This is a genomic window from Pseudomonas sp. D2002, from assembly GCF_013385735.1.
Taxonomy (GTDB): Bacteria; Pseudomonadota; Gammaproteobacteria; order Pseudomonadales; family Pseudomonadaceae; genus Aquipseudomonas.
This window is the reverse complement of sequence record NZ_JACAPL010000002.1, coordinates 1-23,509: the sequence shown is the minus strand read 5'-3', so window position 1 is coordinate 23,509 and position 23,509 is coordinate 1. Positions and strand designations below refer to the sequence as shown.

General features: G+C 60.1%; 22 protein-coding genes. 12 read left to right on the top strand and 10 right to left on the bottom strand.

Features of this window, described 5'->3' with window-relative positions:
- The first annotated feature begins 40 nt into the window (after positions 1-40).
- From HX783_RS00445 to HX783_RS00425, 5 genes are all read left to right on the top strand, one after another.
- Positions 41-646, top strand: coding sequence for a LysE family translocator (locus HX783_RS00445; protein WP_177015532.1), 606 nt, complete (start codon positions 41-43; stop codon positions 644-646).
- Between the two features lie 205 nt (positions 647-851).
- Entirely contained in the window at positions 852-986 is a 135-nt protein-coding gene (locus tag HX783_RS29850; RefSeq protein ID WP_256347079.1) for a hypothetical protein, read from the top strand.
- 410 nt (positions 987-1,396) lie between these two features.
- Positions 1,397-2,065 (top strand): signal peptidase I, encoded by a 669-nt coding sequence (gene lepB / locus HX783_RS00435; protein ID WP_177015531.1) that lies wholly within the window; start codon positions 1,397-1,399, stop codon positions 2,063-2,065.
- A gap of 70 nt (positions 2,066-2,135) precedes the next feature.
- Positions 2,136-3,119, top strand: coding sequence for a GlxA family transcriptional regulator (locus tag HX783_RS00430; protein ID WP_177015944.1), 984 nt, complete (start codon positions 2,136-2,138; stop codon positions 3,117-3,119).
- Positions 3,120-3,169: 50 nt separating this feature from the next.
- A complete protein-coding gene (locus HX783_RS00425; RefSeq protein WP_177015530.1) occupies positions 3,170-4,084 on the top strand; it encodes an ADP-ribosylglycohydrolase family protein in 915 nt (304 codons plus the stop codon).
- Between the two features lie 22 nt (positions 4,085-4,106).
- Here the strand turns inward: HX783_RS00425 and HX783_RS00420 are convergent, their stop codons facing one another.
- From HX783_RS00420 to HX783_RS00400, 5 genes are read right to left on the bottom strand one after another with little or no spacing between them, the layout of a single operon-like run.
- Positions 4,107-5,366, bottom strand: coding sequence for an FAD-binding oxidoreductase (locus HX783_RS00420; RefSeq protein ID WP_177015529.1), 1,260 nt, complete (start codon positions 5,364-5,366; stop codon positions 4,107-4,109).
- 3 nt (positions 5,367-5,369) lie between these two features.
- Positions 5,370-6,941, bottom strand: coding sequence for an aldehyde dehydrogenase (NADP(+)) (locus HX783_RS00415; RefSeq protein WP_177015528.1), 1,572 nt, complete (start codon positions 6,939-6,941; stop codon positions 5,370-5,372).
- A 59-nt stretch (positions 6,942-7,000) separates the two neighbouring features.
- Entirely contained in the window at positions 7,001-7,948 is a 948-nt protein-coding gene (locus HX783_RS00410) for a dihydrodipicolinate synthase family protein (protein ID WP_159956291.1), read from the bottom strand.
- Positions 7,949-7,986: 38 nt separating this feature from the next.
- The gene (locus HX783_RS00405) at positions 7,987-8,913 is read right to left on the bottom strand and encodes a 4-hydroxyproline epimerase (RefSeq protein ID WP_177015527.1); all 927 of its coding nucleotides are present in this window, start codon (positions 8,911-8,913) and stop codon (positions 7,987-7,989) included.
- A gap of 12 nt (positions 8,914-8,925) precedes the next feature.
- Positions 8,926-10,551: an APC family permease gene (locus HX783_RS00400; protein WP_177015526.1), complete on the bottom strand. Its 1,626-nt coding sequence runs from the start codon at positions 10,549-10,551 to the stop codon at positions 8,926-8,928.
- Between the two features lie 176 nt (positions 10,552-10,727).
- Between HX783_RS00400 and HX783_RS00395 the strand changes: the two genes are divergently transcribed.
- The 3 genes from HX783_RS00395 (at position 10,728) to HX783_RS00385 (ending at position 15,154) form a co-directional block, all read left to right on the top strand.
- Positions 10,728-11,486 (top strand): AraC family transcriptional regulator, encoded by a 759-nt coding sequence (locus HX783_RS00395; protein WP_177015525.1) that lies wholly within the window; start codon positions 10,728-10,730, stop codon positions 11,484-11,486.
- Between the two features lie 86 nt (positions 11,487-11,572).
- Positions 11,573-13,639, top strand: coding sequence for a maltose alpha-D-glucosyltransferase (gene treS / locus HX783_RS00390; protein ID WP_177015524.1), 2,067 nt, complete (start codon positions 11,573-11,575; stop codon positions 13,637-13,639).
- A gap of 225 nt (positions 13,640-13,864) precedes the next feature.
- Positions 13,865-15,154, top strand: a complete 1,290-nt coding sequence (locus HX783_RS00385; RefSeq protein WP_177015523.1) for an MFS transporter — start codon at positions 13,865-13,867, stop codon at positions 15,152-15,154.
- Positions 15,155-15,169: 15 nt separating this feature from the next.
- Here the strand turns inward: HX783_RS00385 and HX783_RS00380 are convergent, their stop codons facing one another.
- Entirely contained in the window at positions 15,170-15,307 is a 138-nt protein-coding gene (locus tag HX783_RS00380) for a hypothetical protein (protein WP_177015522.1), read from the bottom strand.
- Positions 15,308-15,345: 38 nt separating this feature from the next.
- Here HX783_RS00380 and HX783_RS00375 point away from each other — a divergent pair, with 38 nt between their 5' ends.
- Entirely contained in the window at positions 15,346-15,738 is a 393-nt protein-coding gene (locus HX783_RS00375; protein ID WP_177015521.1) for a tautomerase family protein, read from the top strand.
- Positions 15,739-15,782: 44 nt separating this feature from the next.
- Here HX783_RS00375 and HX783_RS00370 read toward each other — a convergent pair whose 3' ends face one another.
- The 3 genes from HX783_RS00370 to HX783_RS00360 form a co-directional block, all read right to left on the bottom strand.
- The gene (locus HX783_RS00370) at positions 15,783-16,388 is read right to left on the bottom strand and encodes a cysteine hydrolase family protein (protein WP_177015520.1); all 606 of its coding nucleotides are present in this window, start codon (positions 16,386-16,388) and stop codon (positions 15,783-15,785) included.
- Between the two features lie 246 nt (positions 16,389-16,634).
- The gene (locus tag HX783_RS00365; protein ID WP_177015519.1) at positions 16,635-16,958 is read right to left on the bottom strand and encodes a hypothetical protein; all 324 of its coding nucleotides are present in this window, start codon (positions 16,956-16,958) and stop codon (positions 16,635-16,637) included.
- Positions 16,959-17,203: 245 nt separating this feature from the next.
- The gene (locus tag HX783_RS00360) at positions 17,204-17,485 is read right to left on the bottom strand and encodes a hypothetical protein (protein ID WP_159956307.1); all 282 of its coding nucleotides are present in this window, start codon (positions 17,483-17,485) and stop codon (positions 17,204-17,206) included.
- Between the two features lie 205 nt (positions 17,486-17,690).
- Here HX783_RS00360 and HX783_RS00355 point away from each other — a divergent pair, with 205 nt between their 5' ends.
- Together HX783_RS00355 and HX783_RS00350 are read left to right on the top strand one after the other, a co-directional pair.
- Positions 17,691-18,383, top strand: coding sequence for a glycosyltransferase family 2 protein (locus HX783_RS00355; protein WP_177015518.1), 693 nt, complete (start codon positions 17,691-17,693; stop codon positions 18,381-18,383).
- A gap of 152 nt (positions 18,384-18,535) precedes the next feature.
- On the top strand, positions 18,536-20,254 hold the full coding sequence (locus HX783_RS00350) for a hydrogenase maturation protein (RefSeq protein WP_177015517.1): 1,719 nt from the start codon (positions 18,536-18,538) through the stop codon (positions 20,252-20,254).
- 55 nt (positions 20,255-20,309) lie between these two features.
- Here HX783_RS00350 and HX783_RS00345 read toward each other — a convergent pair whose 3' ends face one another.
- On the bottom strand, positions 20,310-21,557 hold the full coding sequence (locus HX783_RS00345) for an MBL fold metallo-hydrolase (RefSeq protein WP_177015516.1): 1,248 nt from the start codon (positions 21,555-21,557) through the stop codon (positions 20,310-20,312).
- A 323-nt stretch (positions 21,558-21,880) separates the two neighbouring features.
- Here HX783_RS00345 and HX783_RS00340 point away from each other — a divergent pair.
- A partial coding sequence (locus HX783_RS00340) for a ShlB/FhaC/HecB family hemolysin secretion/activation protein (RefSeq protein WP_177015515.1) occupies positions 21,881-23,509 on the top strand: 1,629 nt, incomplete at its 3' end.

Genomic DNA, 23,509 nt, shown 5'->3' with positions numbered 1-23,509 from the left:
TACTGTCGCAGGCATACCACTGCCGTTCGGATGCCGCGCCATGTTCATGTCCACCAGCCTGCTGTCAGCCTTTGTGCTGTTCGCCTTTGTGTCCTCGATCACCCCAGGGCCCAACAACACCATGTTGCTGGCGTCGGGGGTGAACTTCGGGTTTCGCCGTTCGATGCCTCACGCGCTGGGGATCAGCATTGGCTTCATGCTGTTGGTGATTTCGGTAGGCCTGGGCCTGGGCGAAGTATTCAAGGTCTTCCCGTGGGCCTACACGGTGCTGCGTTATGTCGGCGCGGCCTACTTGTTGTATCTGGCGTGGAAAATCGCCACCGCTGGCGGCATGTCCGACAGCAGTGATGCGCACGCCAAGCCCATGACTTTCCTCGGCGCGGCGGCGTTCCAGTGGGTCAACCCCAAAGCATGGATCATGGCGTTGGGCGCGATCACCACCTATACGCCAGCTGAGGGTTATGTGACCAATGTGCTGGTGATTGCCCTGGTGTTCGCAGTGGTCAATTTGCCCAGCGTGTGTGTCTGGGTGGGCTGTGGCACCGGCCTGCGCAATGTGCTGCGCGAACCGCGCCGGGTCAGGGTGTTCAACGGCTCGATGGCGGCATTGTTGGTACTGTCGCTGTACCCGATGCTCTTCGGTTGAAGCGGTAGCCGGTTGCCGCCATTGACGGGTTTTGACGGGCTATTGCGGCTCGGCGCCGTATGCGTGGCCGGCAACCCGATCACGCAGCCGATCGGCACTCACCTCAATCAAACTTCATCTCGACCCGGCCAAGGGCTCGCTGCCGACCCATAAAGTCATGGAACTGTTGGCCGGCCAATAGGGCGACCGCCAGCGCCTGGCCGATGTGCACGGTTCACCCGAGGACATCACGCGGTTTCTGCTCAGTCACGCCAGTGCCCTGCGCACCCTCGCGATCAGCGAATTGGCGGCGCAGGCGGCGGGCACCTCGGCGGATTTCGAAATGGTGACGTTGCGCTGAACTGGATCAGACCGGCGAGATAGTCGCCAGCAAGCCAATGCCAATGGTCAGCACCAAAAAGCCGAACAGGAAAATTGCCATCTTGGTCATAAGGCCTCCGAAGGGAAGGGGCGACAGGAACCTTCCTGCCGCACTCGACATGGGTGTCGGGAATGCGCCCATTGTCCGCCCCGGGCCGTTTTCGATACAGACGCAGATGGCAAAGAAAAAACCGTATCAGATGGCGGTGTGACGCCTTGACTACGGGCTTGTGAAGCGCGCGGGTTTATGAAGATCAGCGCTTAACGCCCGCGCGTAGAGGTCTATGGGCAAGCCTTAATGTAATCTTCATCGGCAAGCGTGAATGTTTCAAAAAATGACCTTGGCCAGCGTAGAGCCTGCTCTGCGCCGCCTTTGCAGTGCGAGGATGTATGCGAAGTCTCTTGAGCAAATACCGTTACGCCATCCTTTTCTGGCTGTGTTTTGGCGTGTTCCGCACCTCCTTGGCCGACTGGAACCCGATCCCCTCCGGCTCCATGCGCCCGACCCTGGTGGAAGGCGATGTGGTGCTGGTGAACCGCGTCGCGTATGACCTCAAGGTGCCGCTCACGGATATTTCACTGCTCAAGCTGGATAACCCGCAGCGCGGTGACGTGGTGACCTTTACCTCGCCCAAAGACGGTGTGCGCTTGATCAAACGTATCGTCGGCATCCCTGGCGACACGCTGCAAATGAAGAACGAGGTGCTGTGGATCAACGGCGTGCCGGCCACCTACTCGGATGAGCAGGCCATCAACGAGCCCCTTGTGCCCGGCCAGTCTGTGCCGGGTATCAAGCTGACTGAGCAGGCAAATACCAGCCGGCGCACCGTGCAATTCATACCGGTGGTACGTGCGCTGCGGGATTTCGGCCCCGTCGTGGTACCCGCCGACAGCTACTTCATGTTGGGCGATAACCGCGACAACAGCGCAGATTCGCGCTACATCGGCTTTGTGCCACGCCGCCTGCTGATCGGGCGCGCGCACCATGTGCTGGCTTCGGCGCAGATCCTGGATAACTGGATGCCACGATTTCGCCGATTTGGTGCCGCAATCCTCTAAGATGGCGCCCACTGCATCAACAATAAGAGTGGGCTAAGCCTCGATGGAAAGACGCCAGTTCAGCGGTGGCATGCAAGGCAAGAACCTGCGCTACCTCAATGAAACCCCACAGCAGCCGGCCGCCGCCACGCGTGTCGGCTTTTTGCTGCTTGAGCACTTCTCCCTGCCCGCATTCACCCAGACCCTCGACACCCTCATCACCGCCAACCTGCTGCGCCCCGAACTGTTTGCCACGCGTACCTTCGGCTGCGGCGATGGCGAGGTTATCAGCGACCTGGGCCTGGTGATCCGCCCCGACGCGCGCCTGGAACTCTCAGCGCTGTGCGAGCTGGAGTTGTTGGTTGTGTGCGGAGGTTTTCGCACCGAACTCAAAGCCGGCGATGAACTCATCCAGCTGTTGCGCGCCGGCGCCGAACAGGGTGTCAGCCTCGCCGGCCTGTGGAATGGCGCGTGGTTTCTTGGCCGCGCCGGGCTGTTGCAGGGCTACCGCTGCGCGATTCATCCGGAACATCGCCCGGCGCTGGCGGAAGTCGCCAAGGCCGCCCAGGTCACCAGCGAAGCCTTTGTGATCGACCGTGACCGCCTCACGGCCTCCAGCCCCTCGGGCTCGTTCCACATGGCCCTGGACTGGATCAAGGGCCTGCACGGCAAAGCCCTGGTCGAAGGCATCGAAGACATTCTGTCGTTCGAAGAGTCGCGTTACCGGCGTATCAAACCCACGGAAAACGTCTGCGTCAGCGCGCCGCTGCGTGAAGTAGTCAAGCTGATGGACGCCAACCTCGAAGAGCCCCTGGAGCTGGACCAACTCGCGGTTTACGCCGGCCGCTCCCGACGCCAACTGGAGCGGCTGTTCAAGGAACAACTGGGCACCACGCCGCAACGCTACTACATGGAGCTGCGCGTCACCGAGGCGCGGCGTTTGCTGCAGCACACCGAGCTGTCGCAAGTGGATGTGCTGGTGGCGTGCGGGTTTGTCTCGCCGAGTCATTTCAGCAAGTGCTATAGCGCGTATTTCGGATATCGCCCCTCCAAGGAGAAGCGGTTGGTCAAGTAGCATGGGCACGGATGGCTTTTTACCGGACCAATACTTACCAAGGAGTGCCGATGTCTATAACGCTTTCAGATCGCTACCGCGGCAGTTTGCTGGGTTTGGCATGTGGTGACGCCGTTGGCACCACGGTTGAGTTTATGCCCCGCGGTTCGTTTACGCCGGTGACGGATATGGTCGGCGGCGGGCCGTTTAACCTTAAGCCCGGCCAGTGGACGGACGACACATCAATGGCGCTGTGCCTGGCTGAAAGCCTGTTGCGCAAGGGTGGTTTTGACGCGAAAGACCAGATGGGTCGGTATCTGAACTGGTGGAAATGGGGCTACTTGAGTTCTACCGGAGACTGCTTTGATATCGGCATGACCGTGCGTGAGGCATTGGCACGGTTCGAGGGCAGCGGCGACGCATTTTCGGGCTCTACCGATCCGTATTCTGCCGGCAATGGTTCGCTGATGCGCCTTGCTCCGGTGGTGCTGTTGTTCTTTCCCAACCCGGAAACCGTGCGCAAGTTCGCCATCGAAAGCTCCCGCACGACTCACGCGGCCCAAGAGGCGATCGAGTGTTGCGTGGTGCTGGCGCAAGCCATCAGCAATGCCTTGAGCGGCGCCTCGAAGAATGCAGTCTTGCAGGTCTCTGGATCAGGCTTGACTGCGCCTAAAGTGCTGGCGATCGCAGCCGGCGAGTATCAGCACAAATCCCGTGATGACGTTGTCGGTTCCGGGTATTCGGTGGCTTCTCTGGAGGCTGCATTCTGGTGCTTCCAGCACACCGACAGTTTTGCCGAGGCCGTGCTCGCTGCCGCCAACCTGGGGAATGACGCAGATACCACGGCCGCTATCGTGGGGCAGTTGGCGGGTGCCTACTACGGCGTTCAAGGCATTCCGGCAGGATGGCTGGAGACGCTATGGATGCGCGAGGAGATTCAGCAGATGGCTGACGATTTATTGGCTGCATCCCAGGCCCGCTGCTGAATACTCGCAACTCACAGTTTTTTCAGAATCGATCCAAGCGATACGACGCAAACGCAGGTAGCCCGGAAAACACCGGAGTTTCAGCGGCCAACTGCGCGACCATTTCCGCCGTCACCGCCGCCTGCGTCAACCCCAGATGCTGGTGCCCGAAGGCGAGTAACACCTTGCCGTCGCACACCCGGTCGATGATCGGCAGCGAGTCAGGCAGGGAAGGCCGAAACCCCATCCACGGCGTGGCGCCTTGCGTGCTGAGGTCGTGGCGAAACATCCCCTGGCTCAGCCGGTGCAGTTGCCAGGCGCGTTGCATGTTCGCCGGGCGTTCGAGCCCGGCGAACTCCACTGTGCCGGCCAGGCGCAGGCCGCCGTTCATGGGCGTCATGATGAATTTTCGCTCGAATGAGGTGACGGCAAAGGGCAGGCGCTGTGGCTCCTGGGGCAGCATCAAGTGATAGCCGCGTTCGGTGTCCAGCGGCACTGTTTTGCCGGTGAGTGCCGCGGTGAGTTTGGCCGAGTGTGCGCCGCAGGCGATCAGCACCTGGCGTGCAGTGAGGGTGCCTTGATCAGTCAACAGCGACACGCCATCGGGCGTGAGGCGCGCGTCCACGACGCGCTGCTTGAGAAACTGCACACCGTCGGCCTTGGCGGCCTCAACCAGTTCGCAGACCACGTGGTACGGGTCGAGAAAATGCCCGGTGCCGGGGAAAAACAGCCCACCTTGTACCGCGTCGCTCAACTGCGGCGCTGCGTTGCGCACATCACTACTTGACCAGAAGGCCACCGGCACGTTTTGTTGCCGCATGCGCTGTTGCAAGGCATCGATGGCCTCGCGCGATTCGGCGCGCTCAAACACCAACAACGAACCGTCTTCGCGCAATAACTGCGCGCGGTCAATGGAGTGCAGCAAGCGTTGCCAGGCGCCCAGGCTGCTTTCATTCAGCGCCCGAATACCGGCGACCGTGCGCCGGTAGTTCGCCGGGCGCAGGTTCAGCAACAAGCGGATAAACCAGGGCAGGGCGCGAGGCAGGTATTTCCAGTCCAGGCGCAGCGGGCCCATCGGGTCCATTAGCATTGCGGGCAGGCGCTTTAGAATCGACACATCGGCGATGGGAAACACCTGTTCGGTCGCCAGGTGCCCGGCATTGCCGTAGGAGGCGCCGTTGCCGGGCGCTTGCGCGTCGATCACCACCACGCGCTGGCCCTGTCTTGCCAATTGCAGGGCGCAGGCCACGCCGATAATGCCGGCGCCGACCACGACGATATCGCCAGTGCTGGAATTGGACATGGCCTAGGCCTCTCTCTGGCCGTCGAGCAAGCGCCGTAACCGCAATGGGTTGCCCTGTTGCAGGGCGTCGGGCAGCAGGCTGTCGGGGAAATCCTGATAACACACCGGGCGCAAGAAGCGCAGGATCGCCGCCGTGCCGACCGAGGTGCTACGCGAATCCGAGGTGGCCGGGAAAGGGCCGCCGTGGACCATGGCGTCACAGACTTCCACGCCGGTTGGCCAGCCGTTGACCAGCAGGCGGCCCGCTTTGCGTTCGAGCACCGGGAGCAAGGCTTTGGCGTGTGTCAGGTCATCGTCATCCAGGTGCAGCGTGGCGGTCAGTTGGCCTTCCAGGTGCTCCGAGACCTGGCGTACTTCGTCGTCGTTGGCGCACACCACCACCAGCGATGCGGCGCCGAACACTTCCCCTTGCAGGTGCTCATCGGCCAAAAACGCCCTGGCCTGGGTCACGAACAGGTGCGCCTGGCCTTGATTTGGGCCAACGGCCGCCGCGCCGGTGGCAACAACCTGGGCATGCTGTGCCAGTGCACCGACACCGGTTTGGTAAGCGCTGAAAATGCCCGGCGTCAGCATGGTCTGCGCCGCACACCCTGGCAGCAGCTGGCTTGCCGTGGCGATAAAGCGCTCAAGTGCGTTGCCTGCGACGGCAATCACCAGACCCGGGTTGGTACAGAACTGCCCAGCGCCTTGGGTCAACGACGCCACAAACCCCTGCGCCAAGTCTTCGGCCCGTGCCTGCAACGCCGCAGGGAACAGATACACCGGGTTGATCGAACTCATCTCGGCGTACACCGGAATCGGCTCCGGCCGCGCCTGTGCTGCCTGGGTCAACGCCACGCCGCCGCTGCGCGAGCCGGTAAAACCGACGGCCTTGATGCGCGGGTCGGTGACCAGCGCAATGCCCACCTCGCGACCGGAGCCGTACAACAACGAAAACACGCCTTCCGGCAAACCACAGGCTTTGACGGCCTTGGCCACCGCACGCCCGACCAGCTCGCTGGTGCCCGGATGCGCACCGTGGGCCTTGACGATCACCGGGCAACCGGCCGCCAGTGCCGAAGCGGTGTCGCCGCCGGCCACCGAGAACGCCAGCGGGAAATTGCTTGCGCCAAACACCGCCACCGGCCCGAGTGGCACGTGGCGTTGACGCAGGTCCGCACGCGGCAGCGGCTGGCGCTCAGGCTGCGCCGTATCGACGCGCACATCCAGCCATTCACCGGCGCGCACAGTGCGCGCGAAGGTGCGCAATTGCCCGCAAGTGCGGCCGCGCTCACCTTGGATACGCGCGCGCGGCAGGCCGGTTTCGGCCATGGCGCGGTCGATCAACGCATCGCCGAGGGCTTCAATGGCGTCGGCAATGGTTTCAAGGAACGTGGCGCGTTCGGCCAGCGAGGTTTCGCGATACGTGTCGAATGCCGCCCAGGCCAAGGCGCATGCCTGTTCGACATGCGCGCCATGGCCACCGCCGTAGGCAGGCTCTAATGGCGTGTCGGTGGCGGGATTGATCGCCCGGATCGCTTCGCGATCGCCGGAAATTGCTTGCTGACCGATCAGCATCTTGCCCGTCAGAGTCATGGGGTCGTCCTGCAAAAAAGAGGGTTGGCCGCTGTGACCACCACAGCGGCGCGCACGGGTCAGGCCAGGTTCTGCTCGGCCGACCAGTTGGCGTACCACTGGCGGAACAGCGCGTACTGGTTTTGCGCGTAACGGCGTTGCGCATCGCTGAGCACGTCAGTTTCATTGAAGTGCAGGGCGTAACCCTGGTCGCCGTTGAGCACCATCAGGTGCTTGTAATACAGCACCAGGTCGCAGCCTTCGTCGAAGGACGACAGCACGCCCAGCGCGGCTTCCAGCTCGCGCGCCAGGCGCCGTGCCTTGGCGTCGCCTTTGGCGGCTTGTTTGCTCAGGGCCACCAGTTGCAACACTTCGCGGGGCAGGGCGTTGCCGATGCCGGTGATCGCGCCGGTGGCGTTGCAGTTGACGAAACCGTGCACCACTTGGGTGTCGACACCGACCATCAGCGTGACGTCATCGTCCTGGGAGGTGATGTTTTCCGCCGCGTAACGCAAGTCGGCGCCGCCGCCGAACTCCTTGAAGCCAATCAGGTTCGGGTGTTCGCGGCGCAGTTCGAAGAACAAGTCGGCGCGTGTGGCAAAACCGTAGTACGGGCTGTTGTAGATCACCGCCGGCAAGTTCGGCGCGGCCTTGAGGATCGCCGCGAAGTGCGCCTTTTGTGCGGTGGCCGAAGCGCCACGGGAGAGCACGCGCGGGATCACCATCAGGCCATGGGCACCGACCTTGGCCGCATGTGCCGCGTGGGCCACCGCTTCGCGGCTGTTGACGGCGCCGGTGCCGACGATGGTCGGCACACCGGCTGCCACCAGGCGTGCCACGCCTTCCTGGCGTTCGGCTTCGGTGAGCAACGGCCAGTCGCCCATGGAGCCGCAGTACACCACGGCGCTCATGCCGATATCGATCAGCTCGCGGCCCTTGGCGACCAGCGCGTCGAAGTCCGGCTTGCGCTGCGGTGTGCACGGGGTCATCAGTGCGGGGATGCAACCGGTGAAGATGTTGTCGCTCATTGTTCTAACTCCAGCGTTCAGTTAAATAAGGCCCGGGCTCAGATGCCCCAGGCGAAAGGGTCCTGTTCGTCGATCAGCAAGGTGCTGTCGGCGGTCATGTAGGCGCGGCCGGTGATGAACGGGCGCACGCGTTCGCCGTCCCATTCATAACGGCCCTTGAATTGGCTGCCGGTGATGCTGGCTTGCACCCAGGTTGCGCCGGGAGCGAGTTTGCCGTCGGCGGCCAGGCACGCGAGCTTGGCGCTGGTGCCGGTACCGCAGGGCGAGCGGTCGTAGGCTTTGCCGGGGCACATCACGAAGTTGCGGCTGTCGGCGTGCGGGTCGTCTGCGAACAGTTCGATATGGTCGATCAGTGCACCGTCTGCGCCGTGAATACCTTGATCTTCAAGGGCCTTGAGCATCGCCCAGGTGTAATCAGTCAGGGCCTCGACGTTGTCCATCTCCAGGGTTTGCCCGTGCTGCGAGACCAGGAAAAACCAGTTGCCGCCCCAGGCGATGTCGCCGTGGACCACGCCATGGCCGGGCACGTCCACGGCCACCTGCTGGCGGTGGCGGTAGGCGGGCACGTTGCGCAGGGTCACGGCGCCGTCTTCATGTAACGTCGCCGCGACTGGGCCGACCGGCGTGTCGATGCTGTGCACGCCGGGCTGGATGCGCCCCAGGTGGTGCAACGAGGCGACCAGCCCGATGGTGCCGTGGCCGCACATACCGAGGTAACCGGCGTTGTTGAAGAAGATCACCCCACAGGTGGCGCCGGGCGTGACCGGCTCGCAGTACAGGGCGCCGACCAGTACGTCATTGCCACGCGGCTCCAGCAGGCAGGCGCGGCGCCATGGGTCGTGCTCGGTGCGCAGGTTCTCCAGTTGCTCGGCGATGGTGTTGCCTGAAAGCGTGGGGAAACCGTCCAGCACCAGGCGCGTAGGTTCGCCGCCGGTGTGGGAGTCGATAACGTGCAGGCGCTTCATATGACGCTCCATTCAGTGAGTGGCCGGTGACAAGGGCGCGTTGTACTGGGGCTCGCTGACGGCTTCGCTTTCGTCATCTTCGTGTTCCAGGCGCACAAGGTGTGCAGGCACGCCGGTGGCGGCGCCCCAGTAGTAGATGCCCAAGGCGCAGACCGCGACCACCAGCGTGTCAAACGGGTGGCTGAGTACGCCGATGCCGCCGAAGCTGCCGAGCTTGGAGAGCAGGATGGTCACCGCGTAGAAGCCGATCAGCCAGGCCGACGAGCGCACTTGCTGCTTGATAGTCAGGTGCGCGGTCGGCACCCAGCGCGCGCAGAGCAGGTAAATCACGAACATCAGGATTTGCAGGCCGAGCAGCCACGACACGGTGCTCCAGCCCGACCAGTACACGATCAGCGCGGCGATGATGAACGACAGCGGGCCGAGTACCGACATGCCCTTGACCCGGAATGGCCGCGCCATTTGCGGTGCATTGCGGCGCAGCGCGGCGACGGTCACCGGGGCCACGGCGTAGCTCAGGATCAACGCGGCCGACACCACATTGATCAGCGCTTCCCAGGACGGGAACGGCAGGGTCCAGAACACCGACAGGCCAAAGGTCAGCCACAGCGCCGGGCGCGGGATGCCGGATTTTTCATCGATACGCGTGAAGATCTTGAAAAACGTGCCGGTCTGCGCCCAGCCATACACCACGCGCGGGGTGGCATTCATGTAGATATTGCCGCAGCCGCTGGGCGAGATCACCGCGTCGGCCACCACCAGATACGCCAGCCAACCCACGCCCAGCGCCAGCGCGATATCACGATAAGGCAGCGCGAGTTCCTTGCTGATCCCGGCCCAGCCGTTGGCGAGCATCTCGGTTGGCACGCCGCCAAGGAACGCGGTTTGCAGCAGCACATAGATCGCGGTCGACAGCAGTACGGAGAGGATCAACGCAATTGGAATCGTGCGTTGCGGGTTCTTCACTTCACTGGCCACCGAGATGATCGGCGTGAGGCCCAAGTAAGCGAAGATCACCCCACCGGCCGACACCGCCATCTCAATACCCGACAGCCCGAACGGTGCAAAACCCTGTACCTGGAAGTTCGCCGGTTTGAAGAAGGTGAACAGCACGCCAATCACCAACAGCGGCACGATGAACTTGAATACGCTCACCAGGTTATTGGCGATGGCAAAGGTTTTCACACTGCGGTAATTAAGGATAAAGAACAGGCACAGCAGCGCGAATTGCACCAGCCAGCCGAGGGTGGTCGGGTCGCTGGAACCGGCTTTCGTCAGCTCGGGAAACCATGCCGCTGCGTATTGGCGCGAGGCGACCACTTCAATCGCCACCAGGCTTGAGAACGCGATCAGCGTGATAAAACCCATCAAGTAGCCCAGCAGCGGGCCGTGGGAATACACCGGGTAACGCACCACGCCACCGGCGCGGGGTAGGGCGGCGCCAAGTTCGCAGTAGACGATGCCAAGCAACAGCACGGCGAAACCGCCGATCAGCCAGGAAATAATCCCTGCCGGCCCGGCGATGGCGGAAACGTGGCTGGCCGCGAACAGCCAGCCCGAACCGAAGATGGCGCCCAGCCCGATAAAGGTGAGGTCCATCAGTGAAAGTTGTTTCTTGAACTTGCCTTGAGCAGACATGGCGGCGCCTTCTTGTGAGTTATTGGATAGGCAGTGAGTGGCGCTATCCTGAACCCATCAACGGCGTGGGGATTGATGTTTTGCGCGTGTGGAGATGACGAATTCGGCACAGTTTGCCGCGCTCGACAGTCACTTCGGCATGGGGCAATCTGCTCAAAAAAACGCGGAGTCACGTCATGTTGCCCAGCGCATTTGCACGCCTATTCGAGACGAGTCGCCCCCACGACATGCAGCAGCTATTGGACGGCGTGGCGCAGTTGTTGCCGCTGTTGGACGTGATCCCGAATGCCGCGATCTTTATCAAGGACATCGACGCACGCTACGTGCTCGCCAACCACACGCTGGTGCAACGCTGCGGCCTCAAGCAACTGCAACCGCTGCTGGGCAAGACCAGCGCCGAAGTGTTCCCAGCGCAGTTGGGGCCGGGCTATACCGAGCAGGACCGGCGCGTGCTGGAGCAAGGGTTTGTGCTTGAAGACCAGCTGGAACTGCACCTGTACGGCACGCGCGAACCCGGCTGGTGCCTGACGCACAAATGGCCGCTGTACAGTGATGACGGCCAGATCATCGGCCTGGCGGGTATTTCGGTCGACCTGCAATCGGCCAGCGAAACCCACCCGGCGTACCAGCGCCTGGCCGCCGTGGACGCGTACATCCGCACGCATTTCAACCGGCGCGTGAGCCTTGGCGAACTGACGCGCATCGCCGGGATCTCCGTGGCGCAGCTGGAGCGCTACTGCAAGCGCGTGTTCCACCTGACGCCCCGGCAGATGATCCAGAAAGTGCGCCTGGAACACGCGCACCGGTTGCTGCATAGCGAATTACCGATCACTGAGGTTGCGCTGCAATGCGGCTACACCGACCACAGCGCGTTTACGCGCCAGTTCAAGGCATTGACTGGGTTTACGCCGAGGCAATATCGGCAGTTGACGTAGTTGCGCGCATTGCAATGCAACGAATCGCTCCCGCCGTCGCTCCTATGCTTACGAATGACCTTTTCACGCACACAGGTAACGGGCTTATGACGGCGGCGGACAACAATCATGTGAACTGGCTGGTTGAGCAATCGATGCTGCACGCGGCGCGCCAGCGCGCCAAGCTCTACTCGGGCCAAGGCCGGTTGTGGCAGCAGCCGTATGCGCAGACCCGGCCGCGTGATGCTACGGCGTTGTCGTCGGTGTGGTTTACCGCGTACCCGGCTTCGATTGTGACCCGCGAAAACGGCACGGTGCTGGAGGCGCTGGGGGATGAGAGCCTGTGGCATGCGCTGTCGAAAATCGGCATCCAGGGCATTCACAATGGCCCGCTGAAAAAGTCCGGCGGGCTGTCCGGCACGCGGCATACGCCGACCATCGACGGCAATTTTGACCGCATCAGCTTCGAAATCGACCCGCAACTGGGCACCGAGGCGCAGCTGCAAGCCCTGACGCGCATGGCCGCCGCGCACAACGCGGTGATCATCGACGACGTGATCCCATCGCACACCGGCAAAGGCGCTGATTTTCGCCTGGCCGAGATGGCGTATGAGGACTATCCCGGTCTCTACCACATGGTGGAAATTCGCGAAGAAGACTGGCCGATGTTGCCCGATGTCGCCGAAGGCCGTGACGCGCAGAACCTCAGCCCCTTGCAGGTGGATGCGCTGCGCGACAAGCATTACATCGTCGGCCAGTTGCAGCGGGTGATCTTCTTCGAGCCTGGTGTGAAGGAAACCGACTGGAGCGCAACCCCGGTAGTGGTGGGCGTGGACGGCAAGCCACGGCGCTGGGTGTACCTGCATTACTTCAAGGAAGGCCAGCCGTCGCTGAACTGGCTCGACCCCTCGTTTGCCGCGCAGCAGATGATCATTGGCGACGCCCTGCATGCAATTGATGTGATGGGCGCGAAGATCCTGCGCCTGGACGCCAACGGCTTCCTGGGTGTGGAGCGCAAGCTGGAAGGCGGCGCGTGGTCGGAAAGCCACCCGCTGTCGATCACTGGCAATCAGCTGCTCGGCGGCGCGATTCGCAAGGCCGGTGGGTTCAGCTTTCAGGAGCTGAACCTGACGGTCGACGATATCGCCGCCATGTCCCACGGCGGCGCGGACCTTTCCTATGACTTCATCACGCGCCCGGCTTACCAGCATGCGTTGCTGATGGGCGACACCGAGTTCCTGCGCCTGATGCTGCGCGAGATGCACAGCCTGGGCATCGACCCAGGTTCGTTGATTCATGCCTTGCAGAACCACGACGAGCTGACTCTGGAACTGGTGCACTTCTGGACCTTGCACGCCCACGATAGTTACCTCTATCAGGGCCAGACCTTCCCCGGCAACATCCTGCGCGAGCATATCCGCGAGCAGATGTATGAGCGCCTGGCCGGCGAGCATGCGCCGTATAACCTCAAATTCGTCACCAACGGCGTGTCCTGCACCACCGCCAGCATCATCACGGCGGCCCTGGGGATTCGTGACCTGGAGGCGATTACACCGGCTGATATCGAGCAGATTCGGCAGATCCATTTGTTGTTGGTGATGTACAACGCCATGCAGCCTGGGGTGTTTGCCTTGTCGGGTTGGGACCTGGTCGGTGCGCTGCCGCTGGCGGCGGATGACGTCGCGCATTTGATGGCCGATGGCGATACCCGCTGGGTGCATCGCGGCGCCTATGACCTGGTGGACCTGAACCCGGAGGCCGAACTTTCGGCCGGGCAGATGCCGCGTTCGAAAACCTTGTATGGCAGCCTCAATCACCAGCTGCAGGACCCGCAGTCATTCGCCTCGCAGCTGCAAAAAATCCTCGCGGTGCGCAGTGCCTATGGCATCGCCGCCAGCCGGCAGATTCTGGTGCCGGACGTCGAGCATCCCGGCTTGCTGATCATGGTTCACGAGTTGCCGGCCGGGAAGGGCACGCAGATCACCGCGCTTAACTTCGGCGCCACGGCGATTACCGAAACCCTGCAGTTGCCCAATATCGCGCCGGGGCCGGTGGTGGACATCATCAATGAACGGGTCGAGGGTGATCTGACCGCCGAGGGTGAATTCACCATCACCCTGGATGCCTACGAGGGTCTGGCGCTGCGGGTGGTCAGCCATTCGCCGATGGTTTAATGGCCAATGATTCAGGATCGATAGAGGCATAACCTGGCGCCGTGCGATTGGCACGGCGTGTTCCCCCCCAAACGCATCGGCCAGCGCGCGTTAACAGTGCGCCACGGTCGACAGTACCCCTCTGCTTTCAGATTGTTCTGACGTTCAAAACTATAGAGCCTTTCTTAGACTCCACCCGTGTTTTGCCGCGTCGTCAGACCTATAAAATCAGAAAGAGATAGTCCTATGAGCTCTATTCAGACGGGTGTTCCAGAGGGCTCGCGCCCGCTTAAAAGTGAGGACTATAAAACCTTGTCATTGTCCGCCTTGGGCGGTGCTTTGGAGTTTTACGACTTCATTATTTTTGTGTTCTTCGCCGCCGTCGTGGGGCAGTTGTTTTTCCCTCCCGAGATGCCGGAATGGATGCGATTGATGCAAACATTCGGAATCTTTGCTGTCGGCTATTTTGCGCGTCCATTAGGCGGTGTGGTGATCGCCCACTTCGGCGACCTTCTGGGGCGCAAGAAAATGTTCACGCTCAGTATCTTAATGATGGCTGTTCCCACACTCATCATGGGCTTGATGCCTACTTATGCCGAGATTGGGCTGTGGGCGCCAGTGCTGTTATTACTCTTGCGTGTTATTCAAGGGGCTGCCATTGGTGGGGAAGTCCCGGGCGCCTGGGTGTTTGTTTCCGAGCATGTGCCTTCGCGCCATATTGGTTTAGCCTGCGGCGTACTCACGGCAGGGTTGATGGCCGGGATTTTGTTGGGCTCTTTTGTCGCCACCCTCATCAACAGTTTTTACACCGCGCAAGAAATACTGGATTTTGCTTGGCGCGTACCTTTCCTGCTCGGCGGAGGGTTCGGGCTGATGGCGGTGTATCTGCGTCGATGGCTGCATGAGACGCCGGTTTTCGCAGAGATGCAGCAGCGCAAGGAAGTGGCCGCAGAGCTGCCTTTACGCACTGTGCTGCGGGCTCATCGAAAAGCCGTCGGTGTGTCTATGCTGTTGACCTGGTTTATGTCGGCGGGGGTGGTGGTGATTATCTTGATGACCCCGACGCTGCTGCAAACCCACTATGGCTTTACTGCAGCGCAAGCCTTGCAGGCCAACAGTCTCGCTATTGTGTGTTTGAGTGTTGGCTGCGTGATCGCCGGGAAACTGGCCGATCATTTCAGTGCGGGTTGGGTATTGATGATCGGCAGCGTCATGCTTCTGTTCAGTGCACTGCTCTTGTTCAAGACGCTTGAAACGCACCCGCAATGGCTGGTTCCACTCTATTCACTTACCGGTTTTTTTGTCGGCGCGATAGGCGCAGCCCCTGCTGTGATGGTGCGTGCCTTTCCACCGGTGGTGCGGTTCTCCGGCTTGTCATTTTCCTACAACGTGTCGTACGCCGTATTCGGTGGCCTGACGCCGATGGTCGTCACCCTGTTGCTTCAATACAGTCAGATGGGCGCCGCTTACTACATCGCCGGTGTTTGTTTGATTGGTCTGTGCACGGCAGTCTATGTTCAGGTCAATAAGCACTGACATCCGGTCAGCCATTCACCGATGCTTCAAATGCCGATGTTTCAAATGCCGATGTTTCGCGGCGCCCTCGCGCAAACCGTCGGCAATGCCCTGGGCCAGCAACTCGTTGGCCTGGCGCAAGTTGCCCGGTTGGCGCGAGTGTGTGAGCCACACGCCCATTTTCAGCTGAAAATCACTTTAAGGATTGTTCCATGCCTTTAGTTCGAATCGACCTCGCCGCCGACACCTCCACTGAAACCGCGACGGCCATCGGTGATGTCGTGTACGCCGCGATGACCAGCGTGGCCAACGTGCCTGAGCACGACAAATTCCAGATCATCAACCGCCATGCCAAGGATGAGCTGGTTTACCCGGCGGCCGGGTATCTTGGCGTCACTTACACACCCAGGATCGTGTTTATCCAAGTCACGTGGAACGCCGGGCGCAGCATTGACGTGAAAAAGGCTTTCTATAAGTTCATCGCCGACGGCATCCATGCCAAGACCGGGCTGCGCAAGGAAGACGTGTGGATCAGCCTGGTGGACGTGAAGCGCGAAGACTGGTCGTTTGGGAACGGCGAAATGCAGTACGCGCCAACCGAATGATCCAAACACTAAAAAGGGGCGACTCGGTAGGAGTCGCCGCTTTTTTATCCGGCGTTCAGTGCTTGCAGAAACGCGGTGTGTTGCAGGGTTTGCGAAAACATCGGCAACGTAAATTGCTCGGCTGCGCGCTGCTGTTCATCGCTGAAGGTTGCGGTGCAGTCGGTCAAGGTCACCACCTCATAACCTTTCTCGTAACCGGAGCGAACCGTGCCTTCGACGCAGCAGTTGGTCAGGAAACCTGCGACAACCAGGTTCTGGATGCCATTGTTGCGCAGCACCAGGTCCAGGCCGGTAGTGGCGAAAGCATCCAGCCCGCGTTTGCCTTCGATCACAATATCGGTGGGTTCGCGTTTCAGCGCGTCGGTGATCTCGGCGCCCCAGCTGCCGGCACGAAACGCGCTGCCGTCGGCGACGCCTTTGAGAATGCCGTAGGCGCGCAGGGTCAGCTCTGGGTAGCCGTCGGCAAAGCGGATGGGTAAGTGGATGATCTTCACGCCCAGCTTGCGTGCCTGCTCAATCGTGGTGGCGGTGTTTGCCAGCATGTTGGACGTTTGCATGACGTCTTTCACCGCGTCATGGAACACGCCGCCGGGGGTGGTGAAGTCGTTCTGGTATTCAATCAAAACAATCGCGGTTTTATGCGGGTGCATGGTCGCTCTCCGATCAATAGGGTTTATTCATTGCTGCCTTCAACCAGGGCGACGCTGTAGGTCGCACCCTTTAAACGGTGTGCGGCGGCGGCCGAGTAGTCGCTGAGCATTTTGTTTGGGTTGCCCAGACTGAACGGGCCGGAGCCCAGCTGCCCGATATCTTGTCTTTTAAACTGATCTGAGCGAATAAAAAAGGGCCAGGCCTCCGTTTACAGAGGTGGCCTGGCCCTTTTTTCCAGCGACAGATCAGCTCCCGAACGGGCCACTCTTGATTTGTTCACCTTTCTTCGCACACGAAGGCGGGTTGGACATACCGAAGGTCAGAATATTGCCCCCGTTGATAATGCAGTTAAATTGCTTGTTGTCGTTGGTTTTAAGCAGTACGTAGGTGTTGGTGCCTTCGGTTCGACGGTTGACGATGCTCAGGTCTGTCGGGGCATAGCCCAATGCGCCGGCGCTTTGGGATTTCACGTCTTCATCACTGAGCATGTTGGTTTTGCCCGCGAGCGCATTACACCCACTTAACAGCGCCAGTGTGGTGACCAGTAAAGATAAATTACGCAATGACATAGCCCGCATCCTTTTGTCTGTCCAAATCGATTGGTTTGCTGAACTCGATTCATTTTTCGCTGCGGATTCAAGGGCGTGATAAACACACTCCACCCAATCCCTGCGGCGATTCGAGCAAGCGTCAATCATAGGACGTTACAAAATGTATCTGCGAAAATAGGCTTGTCTGTGCGTCTCGATTACTGGTCTGTGTGTCTCATTCGAGGCAGCCGTCTGGAGGTGATTTGAAGCCTGTTGGGAAGACCTCAATCATCCACCGTAAACGTCACCCAACCCGGGCCATCGGTCGACTTTTCAATCTCGGCAATCACGCCACCCACCGATGAACCGTCCGGCAGGTTGATCAGCACAAAGTTGGGGTGGCCGGGCCATTGAAGCGGGGTGTCGAAACTCAACCGCGCAATCGTTGGTTTACCGCTGCAGGTCAATTGAATCTTTACCGTCTCATTAAGGCGTTCATCCGAGTCTGTACCCATGTGGCGAGAAGCCGTGATGACACTGGCGATACCTTGATAATCGTTAGACATGATGGCTGACCTGTTCGTAGGAGTGGCGGGTTCATCCGTGCATCAAACACGTAAACCATCTGAGCCTGTGGCGCCTGTGACGTTCCGTTTAATCACCGCGACCTGCCTGACGCCATTATTTGGCGGCGCCTTCAGATTGTTTAAACCTTCTGACTCAGGGCCCGGTCGATAGCTGTAGACACTTTGCCAGGTAAAGGGAACGTCAATGATAGGGATTGTGATACCTGCCCATAACGAAGAACGGCACATCAGTGCCTGCCTCGCCTCCATCCAGCGCGCCATTGCTCATCCGGCCCTAGCCCATCAACAGGTCCAATTGCTGGTGGTGCTGGATGCGTGTTCGGACCAGACCGCCACGCGCGTTTCGGCCATGGGTGTTGCAACGCTTGAGGTGAGCGTTCGAAATGTGGGCAAGGCCAGGGCCGTGGGCGCGGAGCAATTGCTTGAAGCGGGCGCCCAGTGGCTGGCATTCACCGACGCTGACACGGTTGTGCCCGCCGACTGGCTGGTGCGCCAGATCGGCTTTGGCGCCGATGCGGTGTGCGGGACCGTCGAGGTGGACAGTTGGAGCGAGTACGGTGAATCGGTTCGTTCGCGCTACCTCGAGTTGTATCAGTTCACCGAGAACCACCGCCATATCCACGGTGCCAACCTGGGCCTGAGTGCGGATGCCTATCGAAACGCGGGTGGGTTCCAGCATTTGGTTGCCCATGAAGATGTGCAGTTGGTGGCCGACCTCGAGAGGATTGGCGCGCGGATCGTGTGGACGGCGACCAATCCCGTGGTCACCAGCGCGCGCCAGGACTACAAGTGCCGCGGCGGGTTTGGCGAATACCTGGCGTCCCTTGTTGCAGAGGGCGCGCGGGAGCACGCGCCGGCTCATGCGCCTATTGGTTGAACGCAGGCGCCTACGTTCAAGCACTCGCTGACACAAGATTGATCCTGATCAGCTGGCCTGCCTGGCACGCCAACTATCCTTGTGCTTCCATCAAAGGCCAGGGAAGGCTCAAGGAGCATCTCTGGCCGCGCATTCTCAAGGATGAGTCAGCCATGCGGTCATTGAAGATCATGTTGTTAGCGTCGGCGTTCAACGGTTTGACCCAGCGGGCCTGGCTGGATTTACGCCAGTCGGGGCACGCGCCCAGCATTGTCCTGTTCACCGATCCAGCCTCGGTGTGCCAGCAGATCGAGGATTCAGACGCCGACCTGGTGATCTGCCCCTTTCTGAAAGACCGTGTGCCACAGCAACTTTGGAGCAACCCTGAGCGCCCTGTGGTGATTATCCATCCGGGCATCGTCGGCGACCGTGGCGCCAGTGCGTTGGACTGGGCCATCAGCCAGCAGGTCAGCCGCTGGGGCGTCACGGCTTTGCAGGCGGTGGAAGAAATGGATGCGGGGCCGATCTGGTCGACCTGTGAATTCGACATGCCTGCCGATGTGCGCAAGTCCGAGCTGTACAACGGCGCGGTGAGTGACGCCGCCCTCTATTGCATCCGCGACGTGGTGGAAAAGTTCGCCCGGGGTTTCGTCCCGGTGCCCCTCGATTACACCCAAGCCCACGTCATCGGGCGTTTGCAGCCGAACATGACACAGGCTGACCGCACCTTTAGTTGGTACGATTGCGCACGCTTCATCAAACGCTGCATCGACGCCGCCGATGGCCAGCCCGGTGTGCTGGCCAGTATCCAGGGCGGGCAGTATTACCTGTACGACGCGCACCTGGATGCACGCCACGGCACACCGGGTGAGATCCTCGCGGTGCAGGACGACGCGGTGCTGGTGGCGGCCGGTGATCAGAGCCTGTGGATCGGCTCGCTCAAACGCAAAGCCCGGCCGGGGGAGGAGACCTTCAAGCTGCCGGCCCGCCACGTGCTGGCGGAAGCACTGGCGGATATTCCCGTGCTGGATAGTTCGATCGCCACTCAACGATTCAATGAGCAGGCCTATCAACCGATTCGCTATCGCGAAGCCGGCCATGTCGGCGAACTCACCTTTGAGTTCTACAACGGCGCCATGAGCACCGAGCAGTGCCAGCGGCTGATGGCGGCGTTGCGCTGGGCCAAGACGCGGGACACGCAAGTGCTGGTGATCAAGGGCGGGCGCGGCAGCTTCTCCAATGGTGTGCACCTCAACGTCATCCACGCTGCCCCAGTGCCGGGGCTGGAAGCCTGGGCCAACATTCAGGCCATCGACGATGTGTGCCACGAACTGCTCACGGCCCGGCAACTGGTGATCAGCGGCCTGACCGGCGGCGCCGGCGCCGGTGGTGTAATGCTGGCGCTGGCCGCCGACATCGTATTGGCCCGCGAGGGCGTGGTACTCAACCCCCATTACAAAACCATGGGCCTGTACGGCTCCGAATACTGGACCTACAGCCTGCCAAGGGCCGTCGGCAGTGAAGTCGCCCATCAACTCACCGAAGCCTGCCTGCCGATCAGTGCCTTGCAAGCCGAGCAATACGGGATGGTTCAGGGCATCGGCCCGCGATGCCCGCACGCGTTCAACCGCTGGCTGATGCAGCAGGCCGGCAGCGTGTTGACCGATGAAAAATACGCCGTGGCTCGCGTCCGTAAAGCTGCGATGGACATTGACCAGGTTGAACGCTGCCGCGAAGCCGAGTTGGTACAGATGCAGCTAGACATGGTGCACAACCGCCAACAGTTCGCCGAGAAGTGCCGCAATTTCGTGCTCAAGCGCAAGACCTGCCAGACCCCGCAGCGGTTGATGGCGCCGTGGGCGGTGGCGCATAGGGCTGCGTTGGTTGATTGATGAGCTGCTTTGCTATTTTTGCAAAAAAAATCGCCATGCTCGGATAGAAGCGTTATCAGTTAATGGTTTGAACAAATGCGGTGTTGTTTTCAGTCACAAAAACCGGAATGCAACCTTTTTGAATGATCGTGTTAATCACCGAAATGGCCGGATGCCCGTAGGTTTTATGGAAGTGACTGCCCACAGCGATTGGGCATATCATTTTTTGATAGTCAAGTACCGCGCTGGCGAAGCACGGTGCTGCTCCATGATGAGGGATTTGTAACGTACCCACGTGTTTCCAGACATTTTTGAACACGTCATGAACGTCAAGTGTATTTAGATCGGTATCACCGGTGTAAATACAGCCGGGGGCATTAAAAATGTCCCTGAACTCATCCTCATAAATACAGCAGGAGAAATTTATATTTGAAGGGCTAATGAATGTATGAAAACACTCAGGCCAGAGTACGTCTGGGTGGCAGTAGGTATTTACAGGGCAGGCCAGCGAATGCTGGCAAAATATTTCGAATGAATGTTGAACACTGGATCTGAGTCGTAGCTTTGAATGATTAAATTCGGGGCCTGAATACACGAGCATTGAATTCAGGTTGATCCCGCCAGGTAGCATATTGTAAATGCGCTTGAGCTCTCGACGCTTTTTAATCGCCTTATCAAGCGTGTACTTAGGGTCGGTACGTAATTTATGAACATTGAAGCCCTGTGCACTTAGCTCGGTGTCAAGCAGTTGCCGATGGATGCTGGACTCATGATTGTAGGGCGTGAATATCCAGTCATGGCCGGGCTGAGCGCTATTGAAGGGAATACTGATACGAATGCCACTGCGTAATGGTATGGCAGGGGAGAGAGTGTCGAGAGAGACAGGTAGTTCATCAGTGGCGCCGTCAACGACGTTCTCATTTTCTATGCCTGCAACACGGAATATTTTTGTCGTCTTACCGAAAAATCTGCTCGGGTTGTTGATCAACCTCAGGATGTTGAATCCCGATAGCCGAAAGAGGTTAGTCAGCAGTATTTTCTCCTCGTCGTGTAATAGCGGCATTACCACATTCTTTATATGACCCACATGTTCTAAAAGCACCGCCAGCTTGCAGACATGGTCGTAGTCGAAGTGTGAAATGAACAGTATATCGATATCCATCTTCTGGAGGTCTGGGTGGCGTACAACACTGTTGGCACGCTTTCGATTTTGAGCGACCCCACAGTCATAAACAATGGTGAATTTCTCATCTGCGCTGAACTCATGGGTTTCCGTGAAGAACCCACCTTGACCAATCGGGTGGAAAGTACGGTTGATGTGCATGGGGTGTGTCGTCCTTGATTTGGCTGCCTCGCTCAATATGTAAGAGCGTTCGCATGAGTGGGGTTTGAAGACTATCACGTCATATTAAAAACGGTCCGGACCCACCGGGTCTCGCGGTCCCTAAACGGCTCGATGCTCAGTTCGGATCGATTGGATCCAATTTTTGCGGTTAAGTGATTGATGCAAAAAGACTAATTTTTTTCACTGTCTGACACCAACATTTCAACGCTGAAACAAATTCGTACATTTAATTGACGCCATCAAAATGCCACCCTAAGATCGCCGAAAAATAATGGCACAGAGCCATGTAGAGGGATCTAGAAATGTGGCGTTTTGTGCGTCGGGCCGGGGTTGGCCTGCTGTCCGTTTTTTTCTGCCTGGGCTCTGCCGGCTTCGCGCACGCCGCGCCCCCGCAGAACACCCCCGGCATCACCGACCTGATCCGTGACCGCCAGGACCGCCTGCTCGAAGAGCAGCAAAAGCGCCTTGAAGACCTCAAGGAGCTGCCGGGCAAATCCGCCGACGCCGCAACGCCGACCACTCCCGTCGACACCCGTTGCTTCCCGATCAAGACCATCGACCTCGCCGGCGCCGACAGCCTTTCCGCAGGCGAGCGCGCCGAACTGATCAAACCCTACATCGGCCAATGCCTGGGCGTGCCGCAGCTCAACGCGGTACTCAAGGTGATCACCGACCGTTACCTCGCCAAAGGCCTGGTGACCAGCCGCGCTTATCTGCCGCAGCAAGACCTCTCCAGCGGCAACCTCAAGATCCAAGTGGTCGAAGGCAAACTCGAAAACCTGAAAGGCGCCGAGGGCAGCGGCATCACCGACCGCCAACTGGCGATGAGCTTTCCGGGCAAGTCGGGCGAGTTGCTTAACCTGCGCGAAATCGAGCAGATGGTCGACCAGCTCAACCGCCTGCCCTCGAACCAGGCGCAGATGGAATTGGCGCCGGGCAAGGCCGTTGGCGGCAGCGATGTGCTGGTCAAAAACACCCCGCAAAAGCCTTGGCGCGTCGGGCTGTCGCGCCACAACGGCGGCCAGCGCAGCACCGGCGAGCAGCAGTGGGGCGCGAGCCTGGATTGGGATAACCCGCTGGGTTTGGCCGACCAACTGTCGCTGCGCGGCGGCCACGATGCAATCAGCGATCACCAGAAAACTTCACGCAATTCGATGCTCAATTACAGCCTGCCGTTTGGCTGGTGGAACCTCACCTACACCTACAGTGAAAGTGAGTACCGCTCCCAGGCCCAGGCGAATAATTTCAAGTTCAAGCAGACCGGCGACAGCCAGAACCACCAACTGCGCCTGGAGCGTGTGATTCATCGCGATGCGCTGAGCAAAACCTCCTTGAGCACCGGCGTGGCTTACCTGCGCACCAACAACTTCATCGAAGACAGCAAGCTGGCGCTGAGCAGCAACCGCCTCAGCGAAGCCCAGTTCGGCATCAACCACGGCCGCCGGATTGGCAGCTCATTCCTCAACATCGACCTGGGCATGCAAGACGGCATCGGCGCCTTCGACGCCCAGGCCAATCACGACCCCAAGCCCGGCCAGGCCGATGCGCGTTACCGCAAATACACCGCCACGGTCAGCTACTTGTACCCGTTCAAGTTGTGGGGCGAGTCGCTGAGTTTCAGCAGTTTGATGACCGGCCAGCACAGCGAAGACGTGCTGTTCAGCCCGCAGCGCATGAGCTTGGGCGGGCAGTCATCGATTCGCGGCTACAAGGACCAGATGCTCTCCGGCGACAGCGGCGGCTACTGGCGCAACGACCTGCGCTGGAGCCGCCCGGTGACCTGGGCCTGGCTGCAGCCGGTGTTTGCCGAGTACGGCACCAGCCTCGGTTACGACCAGGGCGTGATCAGCCGCGACCGCTATAACGCCGAGCAACATGGGCGCATGAGCAGCAACTCGGTTGAGCTGTTTGCCCGCGGCCAGAACGTCGCC